Source organism: Streptomyces sp. NPDC088124 (genome assembly GCF_040685895.1).
GTDB lineage: Bacteria > Actinomycetota > Actinomycetes > Streptomycetales > Streptomycetaceae > Streptomyces.
The window spans coordinates 91615-111305 of the sequence record NZ_JBFBJB010000009.1 but is presented as its reverse complement, the minus strand read 5'-3'; the positions used below and the strand labels follow the sequence as shown (position 1 = coordinate 111305).

Genomic DNA, 19691 nt, shown 5'->3' with positions numbered 1-19691 from the left:
GGGGCGGGCGTCAGCGCACCGTCAGGCGCCGCAGGTGTGACACCGGCGCACGCGCCCCCTCGACCTCGACACCGACATAGCGGGCCGTCCCGGAGACGGTCAGCCGGCGGAGGCGACCCCGCCCGGTGAGGGGCCCGGCGGTCCGGTAGGTGATGCCGTCCGTGCTCAGGCCCACCTTCGCTCCCGGCACGGCACTGGCCGTCCACTCGGTCTCCACCAGACCGACCGGAAGGTCGGCGCCGAGGTCCACCACCATGCGGCCGCGCGTGCCCGGCTGCCACGCGGTGCGGGCGTTGCCGTCCACCGCCGCCGCGGGGTCGGACATGCCCTCCGGCAGCGGGTTCGTGGGGAAGACCGTCCTGCCGAGGGCCAGGTCGTCGTGCGGGTAGGCGGTCGCGCCGTCCAGGACCACGGTGACCGTCCGGCCCGCGGTCACGACTGCGGTCTTTCCGCGCCCCTGGGCCTGGACGCGCAGGGCGCAACTGGCCCCGGACAGGCGCACGGTGGCACCGTCGACGACCTGGACCCGCAGGCCCGACGGCAGTTGCCCGCCCGTGAGGGGGGTGAGCGTGAAGCGCGGGGCCAGCACGACCGCCGAGGCGGCGGGCAGCGCGGCCTCGAAAGAGGTGCCGTCGGCGGTCAGCCGCTGCGTGCCCTCGAAGACCACCGTCTCCGTGCCGGTGCGCGGGATCGCGACCCTCGTCCTGACGGACTCGCCGGAGAGGTTGAACAGGGTCAGGTACCCGTCCGTCAGCGTCGTGCGTACCTCGGCGGCCTCCGCCGAGGGCCCGGGGCGCCGGGCTGTCGTACGCAGCTCCCCGGCCGGGGAGCCGGGGAAGCCCTCGACGAGGAGAGGTGCCGCCGGGCCGTCGCCGAGGACGATCCTGTCGTCGTAGACGCCGATCGGGTTCCGGCCCGCACGCACCACGAGCCCCGCACGCCCGTCGACGTCGAGCCAGCCGCCGCGGCTGCTCACCGCCGGCCTCGGCCCGGTCACCAGGTCCTGCCAGTCCCGGCCGTCCGTGGAACCCTGGACGCGGTAGGCGCGGCCGGCCGTCGACTCCCAGCGCAGGGTGACGTGGCCGATCCGGCGCTCGGCACCGAGGTCGACGGCCAGCCAGCTGTCGGCGCGCGGACGTTCGGCCCTCGACACCGCCCAGCGGGTGGTCGGGTCGCCGTCCACCGCGAGGGGTGCGCCCCTCCCGGCGTCGGCCGACGAGGCGGTGGCGGATCCGCCGCGCGCGAGGTCCTCGCCCTGGGGGCCCTCGCGCACCTCGACGGCGTACAGGGAGTACCCGTAGGACGGGTCCGGCCGGGCCCCGAGCATACGGACATGGCGCACCGTCGTGGGCGTGAAGCCGAGGTCGTCGACCCGCCCCGCGGGTGTGCCGGGGGAGGTGTCGCGGGCCCGGACCGTCGCCTCGCCCTCCTCGAAGCGGTACGTGCGCGCGCCGTCGAGCCCCGGCATGCCGGGCATCGTGAGGTTGTGCACGTCGAGGCGGCCCTCCGCGTCGGCGGTGCCGCTGCTCGCGTAGACGACGGCGCCCGTCGGCAGCGTCGCGAACCCGGCCCAGCCCCCGTCAAGACGCAGCAGCGTCGCACCGGCGTCGAAGCCGTCGCGCAGAGACTCGTATACGCGCACGGTACGGCCCTGGACCCGGGCACCGGTGGCGGGCAGGAACATCGGGGTCGCGCCGCCGAGCCGGAACAGCCAGTCGTCGTGCCCCGGCTGCCAGGCGAATTTCACGAACCCCGGCTTGGTCACCGCACCGGCCCACGCCCCACGCGACTGGTGCGACACCAGCCCCGGGCCGCTCCCGAAGTCCGTGACGCCGGAGGCCCGCGCGAACAGTTCCTCGCGCGACAGGGCCGGCACGGGCCCGGCGGCCGCCGCCCACACGTGCAGCAGATAGCTGATCGCTATCTCGGCACGTGCCTCCGGCTCGTACTTCGGCTCCCCCGAGAACTTCACCATCCGGTGCGCGGGCGGGTACTGCTGGTAGGCCTCCAGCCGCGACGCCAACTCCTGCTCCGCGCGCGCCGCGGCCGGGTCGCGCATCACCTGGGAGAGGAAGGCGAGCGGGATGACATCCCGGCCGTAGAGGTGCTCGCGGTCGTCGACCATCGGCATCAGCGGCTCGCCCGCGTCGCTCATGACACCCAGCAGTGTGCGCCACAGCGGCTGGGCGTTCGGCTGCCGCACGAGGACCTGTGGCAGGGGGCGTCCCGCCGCGAGGAAGTGCGCGGCGTTACGGCCGGAGGTGCGCCACAACTCCTCCTGGTAGTGCGGGCCGAAGGAGCCGTGGTTCTCGACGATGAAGGTGTCGTACAGATTGCGGGCGGTGTTCTCGGACACGGCGACGCCGTCCACGCGGGCCGGGTTGGCGAGGTCGGCGGGCGGCAGCCCCGCCTCGTTGCGCGACCAGATGCCGTACCACGCGGCCCAGTCGGCGGCGCGGTGGTCGTCGTGGGCCCACGCGAGCGCCGGTGCGAGGGTCTGCGCGTACAGGCCCATCTCCTCCAGCTTGGTGTCGCCGACGTGTCCCCCGAGCAGCCCGTTGGGCGTCCAGCTGCCCGAGGCGGGGTCGTCGCCGCTGCCCAACGACGCGCAGTAGGCGGCCTGTTCACGGATGATGGTGTCGACGTAACTCCGTGTCGCGGCGTCGAGGTCCTGCCACAGAAGCCGGGCGGCGAGAATGAAGTACGACTGGAACGTGGTGTCGAAGAACAGTGTGCGGCCCCACTCGTCGCCGCCGGTGAGCCGGTTGGACGCGGCGAAGTGGCGGATCGTGGCGAGTGTGCGCCGCTTGAGGGTCTCCGGGTCCGTTCCCGCGCGCTCCGCGTCGTAGGTGCCGTGGGTGAGCAGGACCGCGTTGCCGAGGACCACGGCGAACCCGAAGTCCTTGGCCCGGTAGTGGCCCTGGGCCTCGTCCCACTGGGTCTCGGACCACCGGGTGTGGTCCAGGAGCACCCGCAGATAGGTGGCCGCGACGGCGTCGGGGGGTGTGTCCGCGCGGCCCTCCGCCGCGCGGGGACTCGCGGAGGCGCCGAGCGGAGGCAGGGCGGCCAGCGCGCCCGTGAGCCCGGCGAGGTGCAGGAAGCGGCGGCGGTCGAGGGGCAGGGGATGCGACACGGAGCGGACCTCGGCAGGTAGACAACGTTGTCAAAGGTGTGTCGCACATTCTTCGGCGGTCCCGGCGTGCGCGTCAACGGGTGTGACGTCGGTAATCCAACGGGTTCGCCGGCGCCTCCGGGCCGCCGCACCGGCTCCGGGCGGGAGCCCGGGCCGGTGCGCGGGGTCATGAGGCCTTGCGCACCGGCAGCACGCCGTCGAGATCCCCCGCGGGCAGCACCTTGGACGAGTTGTGTTCACGGACGATCCGCCAGCCGTCAGCCGTCCGGTGCCAGACCAGCGAGGTCGTGGTGCGTATGTCCGTGGTGGCGTCGGGCGTGGTGATCCGCGCGACGAAGGTCAGGGCGGACGCGGCCAGTTCGTGGCTCGCGATGACATGGGGGCCGTCGTCGACGGCATGATGCGCGGAAATCATCCGGTGGAAGTTGGGCTCCCAGATGGAGCCGTATCCGGCGGCTGTCGTCGCCACGCGCTGCGCGGGGTCGAAGTCGTCGTAGAGGCGGACGTCGGGGGAGCCGAAGTCGTAGAACCCGCCGAAGGTGCGCCGGAAGTCGAACGGCGCGTCCCCCTCGTCGCGCTCCCATCCGAACACCCATCGGCAGTGCAGGTCGGCGATTACCTGTTCGTGTCTCATGACTCGAAACTAGGACCGTGTGCGAGGCTCAGCCAGGGTCCACCGCACCCACCCGCCGCCGGACCGCCGCTCCGTGGAAGGCGACTCCCGGGGCCTGTCGTGTGGACCGGGCCGGGCCGCCGGCCCGACGAGGCGTCAGAAACCGCGACGGGTCAGATTCCCCTCACAGTGTCAGGTAAATCTCCTACTGCTCAAGTGCTGCCTGTCTCACTAGCGTCGTTCCCGGCGACGAAGAGCGCGGCACCGCACCCTCTCTGACGGGGTGAAGGGGCTCTGCGGCGCGTGAAGCCGGTTCCTGTCCGGCTGACGCTCCTCGCCTATCGCAGAAAGCATTGAAGGAGATCATCCGTGTTCGAACGTATAGCCGAACTGGCGATTCGCCGGTCTCGGCTGGTGCTGATCGTCGCTGTCGTGGCCTTGGCTCTCATGAGTGGGCTGGGTGCGGGCGCCTTCGACAAGTTGAAGGGGGGCGGATTCGACGACCCCGCCTCCGCGTCCAGCCGAGCGGCAGGGGTCATCGACGAGAAGTTCGGCGGAGAGGCGAATCTGGTCCTGCTGGTCAGCTCGTCCGACGGCCGCATCGACACCCCCGCCTCCGGCAGGATCGGACGAGCCCTGGTGGGCGACCTCAAGAAGGAGAAGGAGCTCACCAACATCGTCTCGTACTGGGAGACGAACAGCCCCGACCTCCGCTCCGAGGACGGCCGTGAAGCCGTGGTGCTCGCCCGGGTGAAAGGCGACGCCACGCAGCTGCAGGACAACGTCAAGGAGATCCTCGACGCCTACACCGGTACCTATCAGGGCACCCTCACGGTCCAGGCCGGAGGAGGCGCGGCCGTGGGCGCCGACCTGTCCGGCCAGGTGGTCGACGATCTGGTCCTCGCCGAAGTGATCGCCGTACCCCTCACCCTCGTACTGCTCCTGTTCGTCTTCGGCAGCGTCGTCGCGGCCCTGCTGCCGCTGGTCATCGCGGTCATCGCCATCATGGGCTCGTTCGCCCTGCTCTTCGTACTCGGCAACGTCACCGATGTCGGCGACACCGCGACCAACCTCACCACCGCGCTGGGCCTCGGACTGGGCATCGACTACGCCCTTCTGATGGTCAGCCGCTTCCGGGAGCAGATCGCGGCCGGGGCGAGCGTGGACGACGCCGTCCGGCGGACGGTGCACACCGCCGGGCGCACCGTCGCCTTCTCCGCCGCGACGGTCGCGGCCGCCCTGGCGGCGCTGCTCGTGTTCCCGCAGTACTTCCTGCGTTCGTTCGGCTTCGCCGGTGTCGGTGTCGTGGTCATCGCCGCCCTCAGCACCCTGTTCGTGATGCCCGCCCTGCTGAAGGTCCTGGGGCACCGGGTCAACAGCGGGCGACTGCCGTGGGCGAAGCAGGCCCGCTCCGCCACCCGGGAGCCGATGTGGGGACGGCTCGCCCGTACGGTCATGCGGCGCCCCGCGCTCACCGCGCTGCCCGTCCTCGCCGTGCTGCTGTTCGCGGCGAGCCCGCTGCTGGGCATCACCTTCGGCACGCCCGACGAACGCGTGCTGCCCGAGGACGCCGCGAGCCGCCAGGTCTCGCAGGTGCTGCGGGAGAAGTTCGCGAGCAGTGAGGACTCGGCCCTCCAGATCGCCATCGACCGGTCCGTGGACAAGGCCCCGCTGGCGTCGTACGCGGGCCGGCTGTCCGAGCTCGCGGGTGTCGTGCGGGTCGAGAGCAGCACGGGCACCTACACCAGCGGAGAGGCCGCGGCGGCCGGCCCGGCCAACTCCGCCCTCGGCCGGCCCGACGCACAGCGGATCAGTGTGGTGAGCGGACTGACACCCAAGTCGGACGCGGCCCAGGACCTGGTCGAGCGGGTGCGCGCGGTCACCCCGCCCCCCGGGGTCCAGCCCCTGGTCGGGGGAACGGACGCGGTACTCGTCGACGCCAAGGACTCCATTGCCGATCGGCTCCCCCTGGCCGCGTCCCTGGTCGTCCTCACCACCTTCCTGCTGCTCTTCCTGTTCACCGGCAGCGTCGTGCAGCCGCTGCGCGCACTGCTCCTCAACCTGATCAGCCTGGGAGCCACCCTCGGCGTGATGACCTGGATCTTCCAGGACGGCAACCTCTCCTCGCCGCTCGGCTTCACCGCGCAGCCGATGGAGGTGTCCATGACGGTGCTGATGTTCTGCATAGCCTTCGGCCTGTCGATGGACTACGAGGTCTTCGTCACCAGCAGGATCAAGGAGCTCCACGACCACGGGGCCGACAACGAGACCGCCGTGGTCAACGGACTCGGCCACACCGGGCGCATCGTCAGCGCGGCTGCCTTCCTGCTCGCGGTGAGCTTCTTCGCCTTCGGCACCGCCAAGATCAGCTTCATGCAGATGTTCGGTCTCGGCAGCGGACTGGCCGTCCTCCTCGACGCCCTCGCCGTGCGCGGCGTCCTCGTCCCCGCCGCGATGCGCCTGCTCGGGAAGACGGCCTGGTACGCGCCCGGCTTCCTGCGCAGGCTCCACATGCGGTACGGCCTCAGCGAAAGCGGCCCCGAGCCGGTGTCCGCACCCGGACCTGTCGCCGTGGCTCCGGCACACATGGAGAAGTCGACCAGGGTCTGACGACGAGCGCGACACGCTGAACAACGGAAACCGTCCCCGGCCCGCCGCCGTGCGTCCAGCGCGGTGGTGCGGGCCGGGTCCGTCGTTGCCGCACACGACGCATGGCCGCGAGGCCCAGGGGCTTTGGTTTGGATCAGGCGCGAGCCCAGCGTGATCCAAACGAGAGGCCCTACGTGAACCGTTCGTGGGTGAGCAGCTCGGGGTGGTCCTTGAGCTGGCGTCGTGACGTCAGGCCGAGCTTGCGGAAGATGTTGCGCAGGTGGGCGTCGACGGTGCGTTTGCTGATGAAGAGCTGGCCCGCCACCTCGTGGGAGGTGGCACCGGAGGCGACGAGGCGGGCGACGGCGACTTCCTGCATGGTGAGCTTCTCGTAGGGCTGCTCGGAACGGGGGCGGACCCTTTCGCCGGTGGCGCGCAGCTCGTTGGCGGCTCGTTGGGCGAAGCCCTCGTTCCCGGCCTTGGAGAGCAACTCGTGGGCGGTGCGCAGGTGCAGGCGGCCGTCGCGGCGGCGGCCCTCACGGCGCAGCCACTCTCCGTACAGCAGGTGTGCCCGGCCCAGGTAGGGAGCCAGACCGTCCTTGGTGAGGAGCTCGACGGACTCCTGGAAGTGGTGCTCGACGCCGGTCACGAGCCCTCGCGCGTAGGCGGCGATCCCTCGGCCGACGCTGGTTCCGCCGGCCTCGGTACGCTCCGTCAGCGATGCCAGCGCCTGCGTCGCGACGGCGTGCTCGTCGCAGTGGACAGCTGCCTCGATGAGTTCCGGCAGGGCCGATCCGGTGAGGAAGATGTCGTCGTGCTCGGTGGCCCTGCGCGCGGCGGCCAGCGCGGCCGGGTAGTCGGCGAGTCCGTTGTTGAGCAGGGCCGTCGTCGAGTGCAGGTTCGTCACCTGTCCCGTGCCGTGCGGAGCGTTCCGTGCCTCCCGGGCAAGCTCCTCGAACTCTTCGCGACGGCCACGCTGTGCGGCCAGGTGCAGGCGGTGGTACGTGAGGGGAGGAACGCCGGCGGCGTCGGCGATCGCGGCCTCCTCGGCCGTGGCGGCGATCGCCTGCCCGAGGTCGCCGGTCATGACGGCGTCGATGGCCTGCTGGGCCAGGCCGAGCCTGAGTATCAGCGGGGAACCCGATTCACGGCCGTCCTTCACCAGCCAGTTGGCGATGTCGGTATGGGTCCGCGGGTCCCACAGCTCGATGGCGATCATGGCCGCGAGGGCGGGCCGCCGTAACCACAGTGGCTCGTGCTCGCCGTGCAGGGTCCGGTGGAGGAGCGGAGCGGCGGTCGGGTAACCGTTGGTGACCAGCTCGATCAGCGCGTCCAGCAGATCCGGGGAATCGGATGCCGGGGCCGCGGAACGGGCCACGGCCACGACCTTGTGGATGACGCCACCGCCACGGCCGACGACCAGGCTCATCTCCAGGGCGTCCAGGAAGGAGTCGCGTGCCTGCTGCGGGTGCAGGGCGGACAGCCGTTGCGCGGCGCGCGTCATGAGTATCGGGCCGGCATCGTCGTGTCGCCGGGTGAACGCCGTGCGGCCCCGCAGCAGATCGACTCGGGCCTGCTGGTGGTCATCGAGCGTGGCGGTCGCCAGAGTCGCGAGCAGCCGTTCGGCCACGTCCGTCGTCCCGGCGTCGAAGTGGGCCTGCGCTGCCGCCAGAGTCCGCTCGACCCGGCGCTCGGGATCAAGTGACAGTGCCACCGAGCGTTCGAGGAACGCCGCCGCCGCGGCCACGCCCCCACGCGCCCGCGCCCGTGACGCGCACTGTTCCAACGCGGTGGCGATGTCGTCGTCGGGGCCGGCGCCGGCCTGGGCGCGGTGCCAGGCCTGCCGGTCCGGCGCCCCCGTCGGGTCGGTGGCTTCGGCCAGCGCGCCGTGGGCCACGCGGCGCTCATGGACCGAGGCCGCTCGGTAGACCGCCGACCGCGCGAGCGGGTGGCAGAAACGGATCCGGTGGCCGAATTCGGCCAGCCCGGTCGTGGACGCCTCCGCGCTGGACGGGGTCAGGTCGAGGCCGAGGTGGCGCGCGGCCGCCCAGAGCAGGCCGGGATCGCCGGTCGGGTCGGCGGCCGCGACGGTGAGCAGAAGCCGGGCCTCCGCGGTCAGGCCGGTCAGCCTGGCTTGGAAACCATGCTCGATACGGGTCGGTACGGAGGACATCGCGGGCTGCACGAAGCCCCCGGCCCGCGGCAGTTCGAGCAGCGCCAGCGGACTGCCCTGGGCCTCCGCGATCAGCCGGTCGCGCACCTGGTCGTCCAGGGGGAACGGGCTGCGCGTCGTCAGCAGAGTTCTGGCGTCCTTGTCGTTCAGCCCGCGGATGACCAGCCCGGGCAGCTCATCGAGCTCCTGTGCCCCGTCCCCCGACCGGGCCGCGAACAGCATCGCGATCGGGTCGGTCGTGATCCGGCGCCCCAGGAAGAGCATGACCTGTAACGACGCCCTGTCCAGCCATTGCGCGTCATCGATCAGGCACAGCAGCGGTCGTTCCTGCGCCGCGGCTGTCAGCAGTCCCAAGGCGGCGAGGCCGATGTGGAACGAGTCGGGCGCCCCCTCGGCCATACCGAAGGCCGCCCGCAGGTCATCGCGGCGCGGGTGCGGCAGAGCGTCCAGGTGCTCCAGCATCGGCACGCACAGCTGATGCAGTCCGGAGTACGGCAGATGCTGCTCGAACTCCGAGCCCGAGGCGCGAATGACGCGGAACGCCGACGCCGTATCCGCCGCGTGGGCCAGCAACGCGCTCTTGCCGATGCCCGCCTCACCTCTGAGGGCCAGCGCACCACCCCGGCCGGAGGCCGCCTCGCCGGTCAACTCGTCCATGTGGCGTTTCTCGTCGAATCTGCCGAGGAGCAGATCCGATCGAGGTGAGGACGTCAACATGTTGAAAACTTTAACTTATCGGCGTACGACCGGAATTCGGACGTTGGATGCGGTGACCGGCCGGAGCCGAGGGCGCTCGCCGGACGGGGCGGCTCGGGAACGGGCGCGTCGCGGTTTCGGCGAGGCCGCCGCGCGGCGGCACCTGCTCACCAGGCGCCGTCGAATAGGCAACTCATGCCGATGTGACGAGGTACCGGACCGGCACATAGTCGGCTCATGACCTTGATCGGCCCTGCGAACCGCTCGTCGGGGCGCTCGCCGTGTTCACGGGCCTGGTGCGGCGCTCCTGCTCCGCGCCGTGTCGGCGGAAACGCACTTCACCACCTATGTAGGGGAACATGATGATTTACCACACCATCCGGTTGAAGGCCAAGGCGGGCGTGACGGAGGAGCAGGTCGGGGAGGCCCTGGAGAGCATGCGCAACCAGGGCCGGGTCATCCCGGCGGTGAAGTCGTTCATCGTCGGGCGCGACTTCGGAGGCGATTTCGACTGCGGCGGCGTGTTCGTCATCGAGGACCTCGACAACTACTGGGCGTATCTGACGCATCCGGCGCACGCGGAAACCGACCGGATCGGTATGCCCCTGGTCGAGAAGTACGAGTCGTACGACATCGTCGACGACCACGACCCCGAGATGGGGGCGAAGATCGCCGACCTGCACCGGCGACGGTACGAGAGCGACCCCGCGCTGGCCGCGCTGGTGGGCGGGCAGTCGTAGTGCTCCGGAAGTGACGAGCGGCGCACGGAGGGCTCCGCCGACCCCGGGAGCGGCGGGGCGGCGGAGCCCTCCGCGGCGTCACGGTGACCGCGCGTCGGGCGTGACGTCCGTCACGCCACTTGAACCTGACATTGATGTCAAGGATTAGCTTTGCGGCGTCCTCGACGAACGCCGGACGAGGGCGGTGAGAAAGGAAACAATGATGAGCACAGCCCTGGGGTACCGGACCTTCGGTGGCGCCGACGTCCAGGAGTTCTTCGACCGGCCCGAGCCGTTGCCCGGACCGCGCGAAGTCCTCGTCCGCGTCGCGGCCGCGGGAGTCAACCCGCTCGATCATCTGCTCCGGTCCGGATACGTCCAGGAGTTGAACGGCCACGTGCCCTTCCCGCAGGTCCTGGGAATGGAGGCGGCCGGGACCGTCCTCGCGGTGGGCGCCGAGGTGACCGGCCTGGCCGTCGGCGACCGGGTCACCGGATTCGCCTTGACCGGAGCCGGCACGTACGCGGGGACGACCCTGCTGCTCGCCGAGTCCACGGCCCGCATCCCCGACACGCTGTCGGAGACCTGGGCGGCGACCATCCCCGTCGCCGGTACCACCGCGCTCGACATCCTGGACCAACTCGCGTTGCCCGCCGGGGCGTCGCTGCTCGTGAACGGCATCGGAGGCGGCGTCGGAGTTCCCCTCGCCCAGCTCGCGCGGGACCGCGGCCTGGTCGTGGTCGGCACCGGCAGCGCGGCCAAGCGGGACCGCGCGACGGCGACCGGCGCGACCTTCGTCGACTACACCGCGGGCGATGTCGTGGCCCGGCTCCGGGCGCAGGCCCCGGACGGCTTCGACGCCGTGGTCGACACGGTCGGCGGTGACTCCATGCGGAGCGTGGCCCCGCTGGCGGCGAAGCCGGACGCGCTCATCTCCGCCGCGGACCGGTCGGTCACCGAGCTCGGCGGCGCGACGGTCCACCGCCGTCTCGACCGGAGCGGCCTTGAGCGCGTCGCGGAGCTGATGGCCGCCGGACGGCTCGATCCCCACATCACGGGGACCTATCCGCTGGCGCGGGCCGAAGAGGCGCTGGCGCTCGTCGAGTCGGGCCACGCGGCGGGCAAACTCGTCATCGACATGCGGCCCTGATCGCACCCCGCGCGGAGACTGCCGCCCTCAGCGCTCACCGGAAGGGGGCCGCCCCGGCCCGCCGAGCCGGTGCCGGGTGTTGGCCTCGATCAAGGCATCCAGAGAGTCCCGGGTCTCGACGAGCCGGGTGATGTCGGCGGTCAGACGGTCGCGTTCCCTGACCATCGTGCCGAACGCCTCCTCGGCGACATCGGCCTCGCCGCTGTCCACACAGGGCAGCAACTGGGCGATCACCCTGCTCCCCAGCCCCGCGTCGAACAGCCGCCGGATGAGATGGACCCGCGCGACCTCCGGCCCGGCGTAGTGCCGCTGCCCACCGCCGGACCGTGTGCTGTGGATCAGGCCCTGCTCCTCGTAGTACCGCAGTGACCGGGCGCTGGCCCCCGTCAACCGGGCCAGTTCCCCGATCCGCATGGTCGCAGGGGGAGACATCGGGCTCACAGCGCATCCCTCCCGCACATCAGCCGGTACCGCATGGCCACAGCTTACGGGCCGTCCCGTAAATGACCTACGCCGTCTTCGTCGACCTGCCTGTTCTTTGTCACCCGGCGAGGGTGAGGCTGTACACGCGGCATCCTTTCCCATCCGGGGGTAAACACCCTGGGCGCGTGCGGCTGTATCCGGGTGTCACTGCTGCGAGTCCGAGGAAGGACGCGAAGATGATCGACCCTGTGGTGTTGGTCGTGGTACCGGTGTGTGCCCGGCTGGTGTACGCGCTGGCGGCATTGTGGATGCGGCCCGCGAAGGAGCGGGCGTGGGCGCAGGCTCTGGCCACGTTGGTGCGGGCGGCGGGACCGGGCGGCACGGTCGAGGTCACACGAGCGGACGGCGACACGCTCACCGCGCGCTCGGCGGCGGTGGCCCTCGGGCCCGCCGGGACGGACCGCCCGTGAGTACGGAACCGGCCATGCGGCCCCGCGACTTCGAGACCTTCTTCTCCGGCTCGTACACCCGCATTCTGGCGCAGGTGATCATGGTGTGCGGCAGCCGCGCGGACGCCGAGGACGTCACCCAGGAGGCGTTCGTGGAGGCGTACCGGGTCTGGGAGCGGATCGCCGGGTACGAACTGCCCGAGGCGTGGGTGTACCGGGTGGCGGTCCAGCGGCTGTGGAAGACCCAGCGCAGGCGCAGAACGGGCGAGCAGCGACTGCCCGAGGTACCGGTGCCCGTCCAGGCGGGCCCGGAGCAGAGCGCCGAGGCACGCGAGGTGCTGCGGCTGCTCGCCGCCTTGCCACCACGGCAGCGGACCACCATGGTGTTGTTCTGCCTGCACGGCTGGTCCCAGAGCGAGATCGCCAAGGCGCTGCGGATGACACGCGGCGGGGTCGCCGCGAACGTGTCCAAGGCGCGCCAGACGCTGAAGGAGGCGCTGGGCATGAGCGCGGACGAGACGATCGGTGGTCGTGATCCGTTCCTGGGCGGGGCGGAACCGGGCCCGGGCCGTCTCGGCCGGGTGGACGTGAGCCGGATCGGCCTCGGCCGTGACCCTGTCGACGCGGCTCTGCGCGACACGGAAAACTGGCTGCGGGCGGCCCTCCGGTCGGACCCGGAGCTGCTCGGCCGGGCGCGGGCCGCGGTGGCCCGCCGAGCGGAGGAGAGAGGGTGACGGCAGTTCTGGGCTGGTTACGCGGGCTGCTCGCCGTAGGACTGCTCGCCGGGTTCTACGTCGTGGCGTCCGCGCTCCTCGTGACCGACGCGGCGCTGGTCGCGGCGATGTTGTTGCTGATGGTCGAGGCGCCCTCGCGGGCGGGCAACTGGTCGCTGGTCCTCGGCGGCAGTATCCCGGCGGCCGTCGCGCTCCTGTACGGCATCGCGACGGTGAGCCGCACGGAGGAGCACCCACCCGCGGCGGTCCTCGTCAGCCGCGCCGCGGCGCCCGGCCTGTGGCGGCTGGTCGAGGACCTGGCCGGGCGGTTGCGCACGCGTCCGCCCGACCGGATCTACCTCACACCGGAGGCCAACGCGTCCGTGTCGGAGAAGGCCCGGCTGCTCGGGTTCGCCGTCGGGGACCGGACCATGTACCTCGGCGTCCCGCTGTTGATGTGGCTGAAGCCCATGGAGCTGCGGGCCGTGCTCTGCCATGAACTCGGCCACTACGCGGGCCGGCACACCCGGTTCGGCGCGCTCACCTACCGTGGGGCGGCGGCACTCGGCTCCGTTCTGTTCCGGCTCCGGATGACCGCGCGGTCCGAGGAGGCCAGGTCGGGGTACGCCTGGCTGTTCCACTGGGTGATCAGCTGCTACGGGTGGCTGTACTTCCGCCTGTCGCTCGCGGTGCGCCGGCGCCAGGAGCTGGAGGCGGACGCGGAGGCGGTCGCGGCGGTCGGCCCGGCGGTGACCGCCGACGCGCTGCGCGCGGTCCACGCGCTCGCCCTCACCTGGGCCGGGTTCGAGAGCCGCTACCTGCGGCCGGTGCAGCGCCTCGGGTTCGCGCCCGAGGACGTGTTCGAGGCCTTCGCCGCCATGCTGGACGATCCGTGCGTCCGGGAGCGGATGGCGGACCTGCGCGAGCACCCGGTCGAAGCGGGCCGGTCCCCGCTGGACTCCCACCCGCCGCTGGCCCGGCGGCTGGCCCTGATCGAGGCGCGGCCCGCCGGGGACACCCCGGACGTCGTCGACGACGGGCCGCTGGTCACCGCCGACAGACTCGTGCGGCGGGTACGGCAGAGCATGCTCGACAAGACCGGGGGGCCGGTGACCGAGCTGTCCGTGACCACCTGGGCCGACCTGGCCGCCGAGGCGTTCGCGGTCGAACTCGCGAGCCTCCTGCTGGACGCGGCACGCGGCGCCGGCATCACCGCGCGGCCCACCCTCGCCACCGTTCTCGATCTGCTGGAGCGCGGGGAGTCGGCCGAGCTGATACGCCGTCTCACCGATGCCCCCGAGCCCGAGGAGCAACTCGCCGAAGCGCTGTACGCGCTGACCGGACAGGCGCTGGCCGGAGCGGGCCGGGCCCACTGGACACTCAGCTGGACCCGCGGCTACCTGCTGGACTGCCCTCAGGACTCGGCCGGCCGCCTGGAGGATCTGGTAGCCGCCGCCGTACACAACCATGCGGGAGTACCCGCCCTGCGACGGGAGCTGGCCCGCCTCGGCCTCGACACCGGGGCGCCCGTCGTGCTGGCCCTGCGTACCGTGGCCGCGCCGGCCGGGCGTACGACCGTCCCGCGGACCACCCGGCGCGCCCCGGACCTGGTCCTCGGGGAACTCGCACGGCAGCGGAAGGTCGCCAAGGTGACCGTAGGCGCGCTGATCGCCGCGGGGGCGGTGTGGGGCATCGCCCTGATCGGCGCGGACTCCTCGCAGCCCTACCGGCCGGCGTTCCCCACACCGGCCGCCCCGCAGTACTCGCCGGCCCCGCAGTACTCGCCCGCGCCGCAACTTGACCTGCCGTTGCCGACGGGGCCGGGCCTCGACCTACCGCCGGGTCTCGACGTACCGCTGCCCACTCCGAGCCAGAGTTTCACGTTCCCCCTGCGCGACTTCCCCTACCGCGTCCACCGCGTCGTGCCCGGTGACACGCTGACCGAAATCGCCTGCCGGTACGGCACCACGGTCAAAGCCCTTCAGGAGTACAACGACATGGGGCGCGGGACCGTCCTCGTCGTAGGGCAGCGGTTGCTGGTGCCGGAGGGCGGCACGCCACGGTGCCGGTGACCGGGAACGCCGGGTCAGCGACGGCGGCCACGCCGCTTCGGCCACGGCTCCTCGACAGGGCGCCACCAGGCGAACCGGTCGGCCCGCCGCCAGGAGACGCCGGGGTCGTGGTCCGGGAAGGGCACGGAGCGCACCCGGCGGTCGTCCGTGACCGGACCAGCGCCTTGCGCCCACGCGAAAGGGTCGGCTGCGGGCGGCGGCTCAGCGTGAGTCCACCGCGCACCGGTCGACGGCCTTCTCGTACGACGGCGATCGTACGCGGCACGCCGCACCGGGTCGGTCAGGGTCTCGTAGGCCAGGTGCAGGACCTGGAAAGCCTCGGCGTCGCCGCCCTTGTCGGGATGGTGGGTGAGCGCCTTGCGGCGGTACGCCCGCCCCATCTCGGCCCGGCCGGCGTCGGCAGGGACACCGAGGACCGCGTAGTAGTCCGGTTCGGCCGCCTCGGTCATCGGGTCGCCACCTCGGCCTGCCGGCAGATCAGCCGCCATGAGGCGCGGTGCGCGGGCCCGGACAGAGCCGTGCCGTGTCCCGACACGAACGTCACCCAGCGGCGTCCGGCCAGATAGCACCAGACGTCCATCTCGTCCCCGTCCCCGGAGTAGTGGAAGTCCCCGCTGTCGAACACATCACCGTTGACGAACGGCCATTGCATCCGCGACTGCGCCTCCGCGGGCAGATTGCCGAGGAATCCGCGCATCCGCGTCGACAGCGGCAGTTCCTCGCCGCCCCGCCGCTCCGGAGCCGACGCGCCCGGCAGCGCGACTCTGCCGGACCGGGCCCGTGTCGGCTTCCGCACCACCACCGCATGCCGTAAGGACGACGGCACGAAAGGCGTCACCGTGAGCAACTGAGCGGGCCCGCCACGGTCGTTGAGCGTCGGAGTGCTCACGGCGAGGCCCCGCTCCCCGAACACCACCGCGTACGGACGCTCGTTGTCCGTCCGGTGGCAGTACGCCCACCACTCGACCATCGGCCCGACCCTGGCGATCATCCGGTCCCGGACCGCCTCACCCAACTGCCGCCACCAGTAGTCCCGTCCGGGCAGGTCGACGAACCCAAGCGTCCCGGCGTCATGCACGGGAGCCCCCACGGATGGCCTCGGTGCCGGGAACCGTCCGGACCGGCGGTCCACCGCGCCGCCCTCACCGGGCCAGGGCACAGGCTGCGACGTCATGCGGGGCCTCCCGGAGCGATTCGGCCGATACCAGCCCCATTGTCCGGGGGCGCATGCGCGAAAACCAGCGCCCGGCACGGAAATCCGGGACGACGCCCACCCTTCTCGATCACCGACTGCCCCGAGGCACGTCTGCAGAGGGCGTCACTGACGCGGGATATGGATGCCGGCCGCACGCAGGTGCGCTTCGACCAGGGCATTCAACCGGGCGATGGAGGGTCCCTGGTCTTCCCCGTGGTGGTTGACCAGTCCGTACCGGGCGGCGGCGTCGGACTGGTTCTGAAACCCGGTCGGCATCGTCTGCAGCGCACGGTTGGCCAGCAGATTGGCGGCCACCGCGGACGCGAGATCCTCGATCCGCGGGTCGTCGGGATTCCAGGATCTGGCATCCCAGCTGCGCTTGGTCAGCTCGATGAACTCGGGGTCGGCGAGCGAGTGTTCGAGCTGGGTCAGGAAGCTGTCGAAGATCTCCGGAATCAGTGCCCGGGCCAGCACCAGACCCTCGCGTTGCACGGCCACGTAGTCGGGGCTGAAGCCGAGATCGGTGAGCCGGTCCAGGATCGCGCAGGCCCGGTCGGGCAGAAGGGCCCGGTCGCCGTGGTCGAGCCGGTGCAGCGTGTCGCGGCGTGCGGTCAGGTCCTCGATCCGTTCGGTGAGGCGGCGATGGACGTCGTCCACGGCGGCGGCGAACCGCTCGGGATCGGCGTCGAGCAGGTCGCCGATCTCTGCCAGCGGTACGCCGGCCCCGGCCAGGGTCCTGGCCTGGATCAGCCGGAGCAGGTCGGCCGACCCGTAGCGCCGGTAGCCGGAACCGTCGCGTTCCGGCTCGGCCACCAGGCCGAGCCGGTGATAGTGCCGCACCGTCTTGATCGTGACGCCGACGAACGCCGCCGCCTGACCGATCGTGAGCCCGTTCGCCATCGGTTCAGCACACCTCCGGATCGTGGGCGGCCGCGGTCTCGCGGTGCCGGTCGCGGGCGATCACAGGAGCGAGGGTAGCGCGCAGTGACCGGTGCCGGGCAGCCCATGGCCGCGACAGAGGTTGACCTTGACCTTGGGTCAGCCCCCACGCTCATCGCGAGGCCGCCTCGAAGGGGGCGGTAGCCACCAGGGCCAACTGTCGCGAGATTGAGGAATGACCATGAGTGAGTCCCTCCACACCGCAGAGAACTCCGTTGCCGTACAGAACCGCCCGGAGTTGCAGAAGGCCATCCAGGAGATCGTCGATTCCGGTCTCGCCGGGGTGTCGCTGCGCGTGAACGATGAGCGGGGCGAGTGGGTCGGCAGTGCCGGGGTGGCCGAGCTGGGCGAGGCTGCCAAGCCGCCGGTCGACGGGTACGTCCGGATCGGCAGCAACACCAAGACCTTCACCGCGACCCTGGTGCTGCAACTGGTGGCCGAAGGCAGGATCGAACTGGACGCCCCGGCGGCCGACTACCTGCCCGAGTTCGCCCTTGACCGACGGATAACGGCACGGATGCTGTTGCAGCACACCAGCGGGGTGTTCAACTTCACCGGCGAGCTCTTCGAGGACGGGACGGTCGTAGCGGGGATCCCTTCCACCATCTCGGGCCGGGAGTGGGTGGACAACCGGTTCAAGACCTACTCGCCGGAAGAGCTGGTACGGCTGGCGTTGTCCAAGCCGGCGCGGTTCGAGCCGGGGACGGGCTGGAGCTACTCCAACACCAACTACGTGCTGGCCAGGCTGCTGGTCGAGAAGGTCACCGGCCGCTCGTGCGCCGAGGAGACGCAAGAGCGGATCCTGGGTCCGCTCGGCCTGTCGGACACCGTGGTGCCGTACACCTCGCCGGAGATTCCCGAGCCGCACGCCCACGCCTACTACCGGTACGAGGAAGCCGGCCGACAGCAGACGGTCGACATCACCCGCCACAACCCCTCCTGGGTCTCCGCCGGCGGAGACATGATCTCCACCACCCAGGACCTCCACACGTTCATCTCCGCGCTGGCGGGCGGCAAGCTCCTGCCGGCCGGGCTGCTGGCCGAGATGCGCACGCCGCATCCCGAGAGCGGCTTCGGCCTGGGGCTGCGTGTGCAGGACACGGGCCCCGACGGCGACACCCTCCTCTTCCACAACGGCGGCGCCGCGGGCCACGCGGCGCTGATGTACAGCACGGCCGACGGCAGCAAGACCCTCACCGCCGCGCTCAACTATGTGGACGACGCGGCGATGTCGCTGGCCGGGGCGTTCCAGAAGGCGATGCAGAGGCTCGTCGATGAGGTGTTCGGCGGAGAGCGGGCCGGATCGACCGACGAGGTGGCCGAGCCGGTGCAGTCGACGGACTGAGCACCTCGCATCCGTATTTCCTGAAGGCGGGACCGGGAGGGAAGGCGGCCTGCGGGGGGCAGTGAACCGTGTTCTTTGTGGACACCCTGGAGATACAGGGCCTGGGAAACCGCAGCTACCTGGCCGGCGGAACCCGTGCCGCGGTGGTCATCGACCCGCCGCGCGACATCGACCAGGTCATCGCCGCCGCGGCCCGCCGCGGGGTACGCATCGCCTTCGTGGCCGAAACGCATGTGCACAACGACTACGTCACCGGCGGCCCGGAGCCGGCCCGCGTCACCGGCGCCCACTACCTGGTGCCGGCCGGGGCGCATGTGTCGTTCGCCCGTACCCCCGTCGCCGACGGGGACACCGTGACGGTGGACGAGGGGCTGGCGCTGCGCGCGACGGCCACTCCCGGGCACACCCCGCACCACACCTCCTACACCCTGACCGAGGACGGGCGCGGTGTGGCGGCGTTCACCGGCGGGTCGCTGCTGATCGGCGCGGTGGGCCGCCCGGACCTGGTCGAACCCGGGCTGACCGAGCGACTGGCCCGCGCCCAGCACGCCTCCGCCCACCGGCTGGCCGATGAGCTGGACGACGAGGTGCCGGTCCTGCCCACCCATGGATTCGGCAGCTTCTGCTCCGCCTCACAGGCCGAGAGGGACGCGACCACGATCGGCGATGAGCGCAGGACCAACGACGCACTGACCATGGACGTGGACACCTTCGTCGCCCGGCTGCTCGCCGGGCTCGACGATGTGCCCGCGTACTACACGCACATGGGCCCGGCCAACGCCGCGGGCCCCGCACCGGTCGACCTCACTCCGCCCCGGCACGCGGACGCCGAGGAGATCGCCTCCCGGCTGGCCGCCGGTGAGTGAGTGGTGGACCTGCGCGGCCGCTCGGCCTTCGCCGAGGGGCATGTGGCCGGATCGCTCAACTTCGAGGGTGAGGGCAAGCTCGCCACCTATCTGGCCTGGCTGATCCCGTGGGGCAAACCCGTCACCCTGCTCGCCGACACCCCGGAGCGGATCACCGCCGCGCAGCGGGAACTCGTGCGGGTGGGCATCGACCGCCCGGCCGCCGCCGCCACCGGCGACCCGGCCGGCTGGGTCCGCGACGGCGAGCAACTCGCCTCCCTCTCCCGCGCCCGCTTCGCCGACCTCGCCGCTGCTCGCGGGCGTGGCGACGACATGGTCGTCCTGGACGTGCGCCGGGACTCGGAACGCGCGGGCGGCTGGGTCGAGGGCTCGGTCCACCTGCCGATCCACGAGGTGCGCGACCGCATCGGCGAGGTGCCGGACGGAGTGGTGTGGGTGCACTGCGCCGGCGGGACGCGCGCGGCGATCGCCGCCTCACTCCTCGACGCCGCCGGCCGCGATGTCATCGCCGTCGACGACGGCTTCGACGCCGCCACCGAGGCGGGACTGACCCTCACGCGCGCCGACGCCACCGACTGACGCGCCCTGCCACGCCACTCACATGAAAAGTGATCAA

14 protein-coding genes and 1 pseudogene are annotated in these 19691 nt (G+C 71.7%); 8 read left to right on the top strand and 7 right to left on the bottom strand.

The genetic code is table 11. The features are described 5' to 3' along the window. Positions 1 to 10: 10 nt before the first annotated feature. Both AB0P17_RS09965 and AB0P17_RS09960 read right to left on the bottom strand, forming a co-directional pair. Complete coding sequence (locus AB0P17_RS09965) at positions 11 to 3133, bottom strand: discoidin domain-containing protein (RefSeq protein WP_365809304.1); 3123 nt, start codon at positions 3131 to 3133, stop codon at positions 11 to 13. A gap of 166 nt (positions 3134 to 3299) precedes the next feature. Further along, the gene (locus tag AB0P17_RS09960; protein ID WP_365809302.1) at positions 3300 to 3767 is read right to left on the bottom strand and encodes a nuclear transport factor 2 family protein; all 468 of its coding nucleotides are present in this window, start codon (positions 3765 to 3767) and stop codon (positions 3300 to 3302) included. Positions 3768 to 4115: 348 nt separating this feature from the next. Here AB0P17_RS09960 and AB0P17_RS09955 point away from each other — a divergent pair, with 348 nt between their 5' ends. Further along, positions 4116 to 6356, top strand: a complete 2241-nt coding sequence (locus AB0P17_RS09955) for an MMPL family transporter (RefSeq protein ID WP_365809300.1) — start codon at positions 4116 to 4118, stop codon at positions 6354 to 6356. 169 nt (positions 6357 to 6525) lie between these two features. Here AB0P17_RS09955 and AB0P17_RS09950 read toward each other — a convergent pair whose 3' ends face one another. Beyond that, entirely contained in the window at positions 6526 to 9225 is a 2700-nt protein-coding gene (locus AB0P17_RS09950) for a LuxR family transcriptional regulator (protein ID WP_365809298.1), read from the bottom strand. 338 nt (positions 9226 to 9563) lie between these two features. Between AB0P17_RS09950 and AB0P17_RS09945 the strand changes: the two genes are divergently transcribed. Then, entirely contained in the window at positions 9564 to 9944 is a 381-nt protein-coding gene (locus AB0P17_RS09945) for a Dabb family protein (RefSeq protein WP_365809296.1), read from the top strand. Positions 9945 to 10146: 202 nt separating this feature from the next. Next, positions 10147 to 11073: an NADP-dependent oxidoreductase gene (locus AB0P17_RS09940; RefSeq protein WP_365809294.1), complete on the top strand. Its 927-nt coding sequence runs from the start codon at positions 10147 to 10149 to the stop codon at positions 11071 to 11073. A 27-nt stretch (positions 11074 to 11100) separates the two neighbouring features. On the opposite strand, the gene AB0P17_RS09935 is transcribed toward AB0P17_RS09940, so the two are convergent. Continuing rightward, positions 11101 to 11487, bottom strand: a complete 387-nt coding sequence (locus AB0P17_RS09935; RefSeq protein ID WP_365809446.1) for a MerR family transcriptional regulator — start codon at positions 11485 to 11487, stop codon at positions 11101 to 11103. Between the two features lie 245 nt (positions 11488 to 11732). Between AB0P17_RS09935 and AB0P17_RS09930 the strand changes: the two genes are divergently transcribed. From AB0P17_RS09930 to AB0P17_RS09920, 3 genes are read left to right on the top strand one after another with little or no spacing between them, the layout of a single operon-like run. Continuing rightward, positions 11733 to 11966 carry a hypothetical protein gene (locus AB0P17_RS09930; RefSeq protein ID WP_365809292.1) on the top strand — a complete coding sequence of 78 codons (234 nt, stop codon included), beginning with the start codon at positions 11733 to 11735 and terminating at the stop codon, positions 11964 to 11966. Next, positions 11963 to 12679 carry a sigma-70 family RNA polymerase sigma factor gene (locus AB0P17_RS09925; RefSeq protein WP_365809290.1) on the top strand — a complete coding sequence of 239 codons (717 nt, stop codon included), beginning with the start codon at positions 11963 to 11965 and terminating at the stop codon, positions 12677 to 12679. The genes AB0P17_RS09930 and AB0P17_RS09925 overlap by 4 nt, the downstream gene beginning before the upstream one ends. Then, positions 12676 to 14730, top strand: a complete 2055-nt coding sequence (locus AB0P17_RS09920) for a M48 family metalloprotease (RefSeq protein WP_365809288.1) — start codon at positions 12676 to 12678, stop codon at positions 14728 to 14730. Before AB0P17_RS09925 ends, AB0P17_RS09920 begins: the two co-directional genes overlap by 4 nt. A gap of 14 nt (positions 14731 to 14744) precedes the next feature. On the opposite strand, the gene AB0P17_RS09915 is transcribed toward AB0P17_RS09920, so the two are convergent. The 3 genes from AB0P17_RS09915 to AB0P17_RS09905 all read right to left on the bottom strand — a co-directional run bounded on the left by AB0P17_RS09915 (position 14745) and on the right by AB0P17_RS09905 (position 16825). Further along, positions 14745 to 15179, bottom strand: coding sequence for a J domain-containing protein (locus AB0P17_RS09915; RefSeq protein ID WP_365809286.1), 435 nt, complete (start codon positions 15177 to 15179; stop codon positions 14745 to 14747). Next, on the bottom strand, positions 15176 to 15808 hold the full coding sequence (locus AB0P17_RS09910; RefSeq protein ID WP_365809284.1) for a hypothetical protein: 633 nt from the start codon (positions 15806 to 15808) through the stop codon (positions 15176 to 15178). The genes AB0P17_RS09915 and AB0P17_RS09910 overlap by 4 nt, the downstream gene beginning before the upstream one ends. Positions 15809 to 16048: 240 nt before the next feature. Continuing rightward, a complete protein-coding gene (locus AB0P17_RS09905; protein WP_365809283.1) occupies positions 16049 to 16825 on the bottom strand; it encodes a MerR family transcriptional regulator in 777 nt (258 codons plus the stop codon). Positions 16826 to 17045: 220 nt separating this feature from the next. Between AB0P17_RS09905 and AB0P17_RS09900 the strand changes: the two genes are divergently transcribed. Together AB0P17_RS09900 and AB0P17_RS09895 are read left to right on the top strand one after the other, a co-directional pair. After that, positions 17046 to 18209: a serine hydrolase domain-containing protein gene (locus AB0P17_RS09900; RefSeq protein WP_365809281.1), complete on the top strand. Its 1164-nt coding sequence runs from the start codon at positions 17046 to 17048 to the stop codon at positions 18207 to 18209. Between the two features lie 68 nt (positions 18210 to 18277). Next, positions 18278 to 19654: pseudogene (locus AB0P17_RS09895) on the top strand (MBL fold metallo-hydrolase). The last annotated feature ends 37 nt before the right edge of the window (positions 19655 to 19691 follow it).

What these genes read in the sequence shown, in the direction of transcription:
- AB0P17_RS09905 (WP_365809283.1), bottom strand. Translation starts at nt 16,825, where the DNA reads ATGGCGAACGGGCTCACGATCGGTCAGGCGGCGGCGTTCGTCGGCGTC.
- AB0P17_RS09940 (WP_365809294.1), top strand. Translation starts at nt 10,147, where the DNA reads ATGAGCACAGCCCTGGGGTACCGGACCTTCGGTGGCGCCGACGTCCAG.
- AB0P17_RS09945 (WP_365809296.1), top strand. Translation starts at nt 9,564, where the DNA reads ATGATGATTTACCACACCATCCGGTTGAAGGCCAAGGCGGGCGTGACG.
- AB0P17_RS09960 (WP_365809302.1), bottom strand. Translation starts at nt 3,767, where the DNA reads ATGAGACACGAACAGGTAATCGCCGACCTGCACTGCCGATGGGTGTTC.
- AB0P17_RS09950 (WP_365809298.1), bottom strand. Translation starts at nt 9,225, where the DNA reads ATGTTGACGTCCTCACCTCGATCGGATCTGCTCCTCGGCAGATTCGAC.
- AB0P17_RS09930 (WP_365809292.1), top strand. Translation starts at nt 11,733, where the DNA reads ATGATCGACCCTGTGGTGTTGGTCGTGGTACCGGTGTGTGCCCGGCTG.
- AB0P17_RS09900 (WP_365809281.1), top strand. Translation starts at nt 17,046, where the DNA reads ATGAGTGAGTCCCTCCACACCGCAGAGAACTCCGTTGCCGTACAGAAC.
- AB0P17_RS09935 (WP_365809446.1), bottom strand. Translation starts at nt 11,487, where the DNA reads ATGCGGATCGGGGAACTGGCCCGGTTGACGGGGGCCAGCGCCCGGTCA.
- AB0P17_RS09915 (WP_365809286.1), bottom strand. Translation starts at nt 15,179, where the DNA reads ATGACCGAGGCGGCCGAACCGGACTACTACGCGGTCCTCGGTGTCCCT.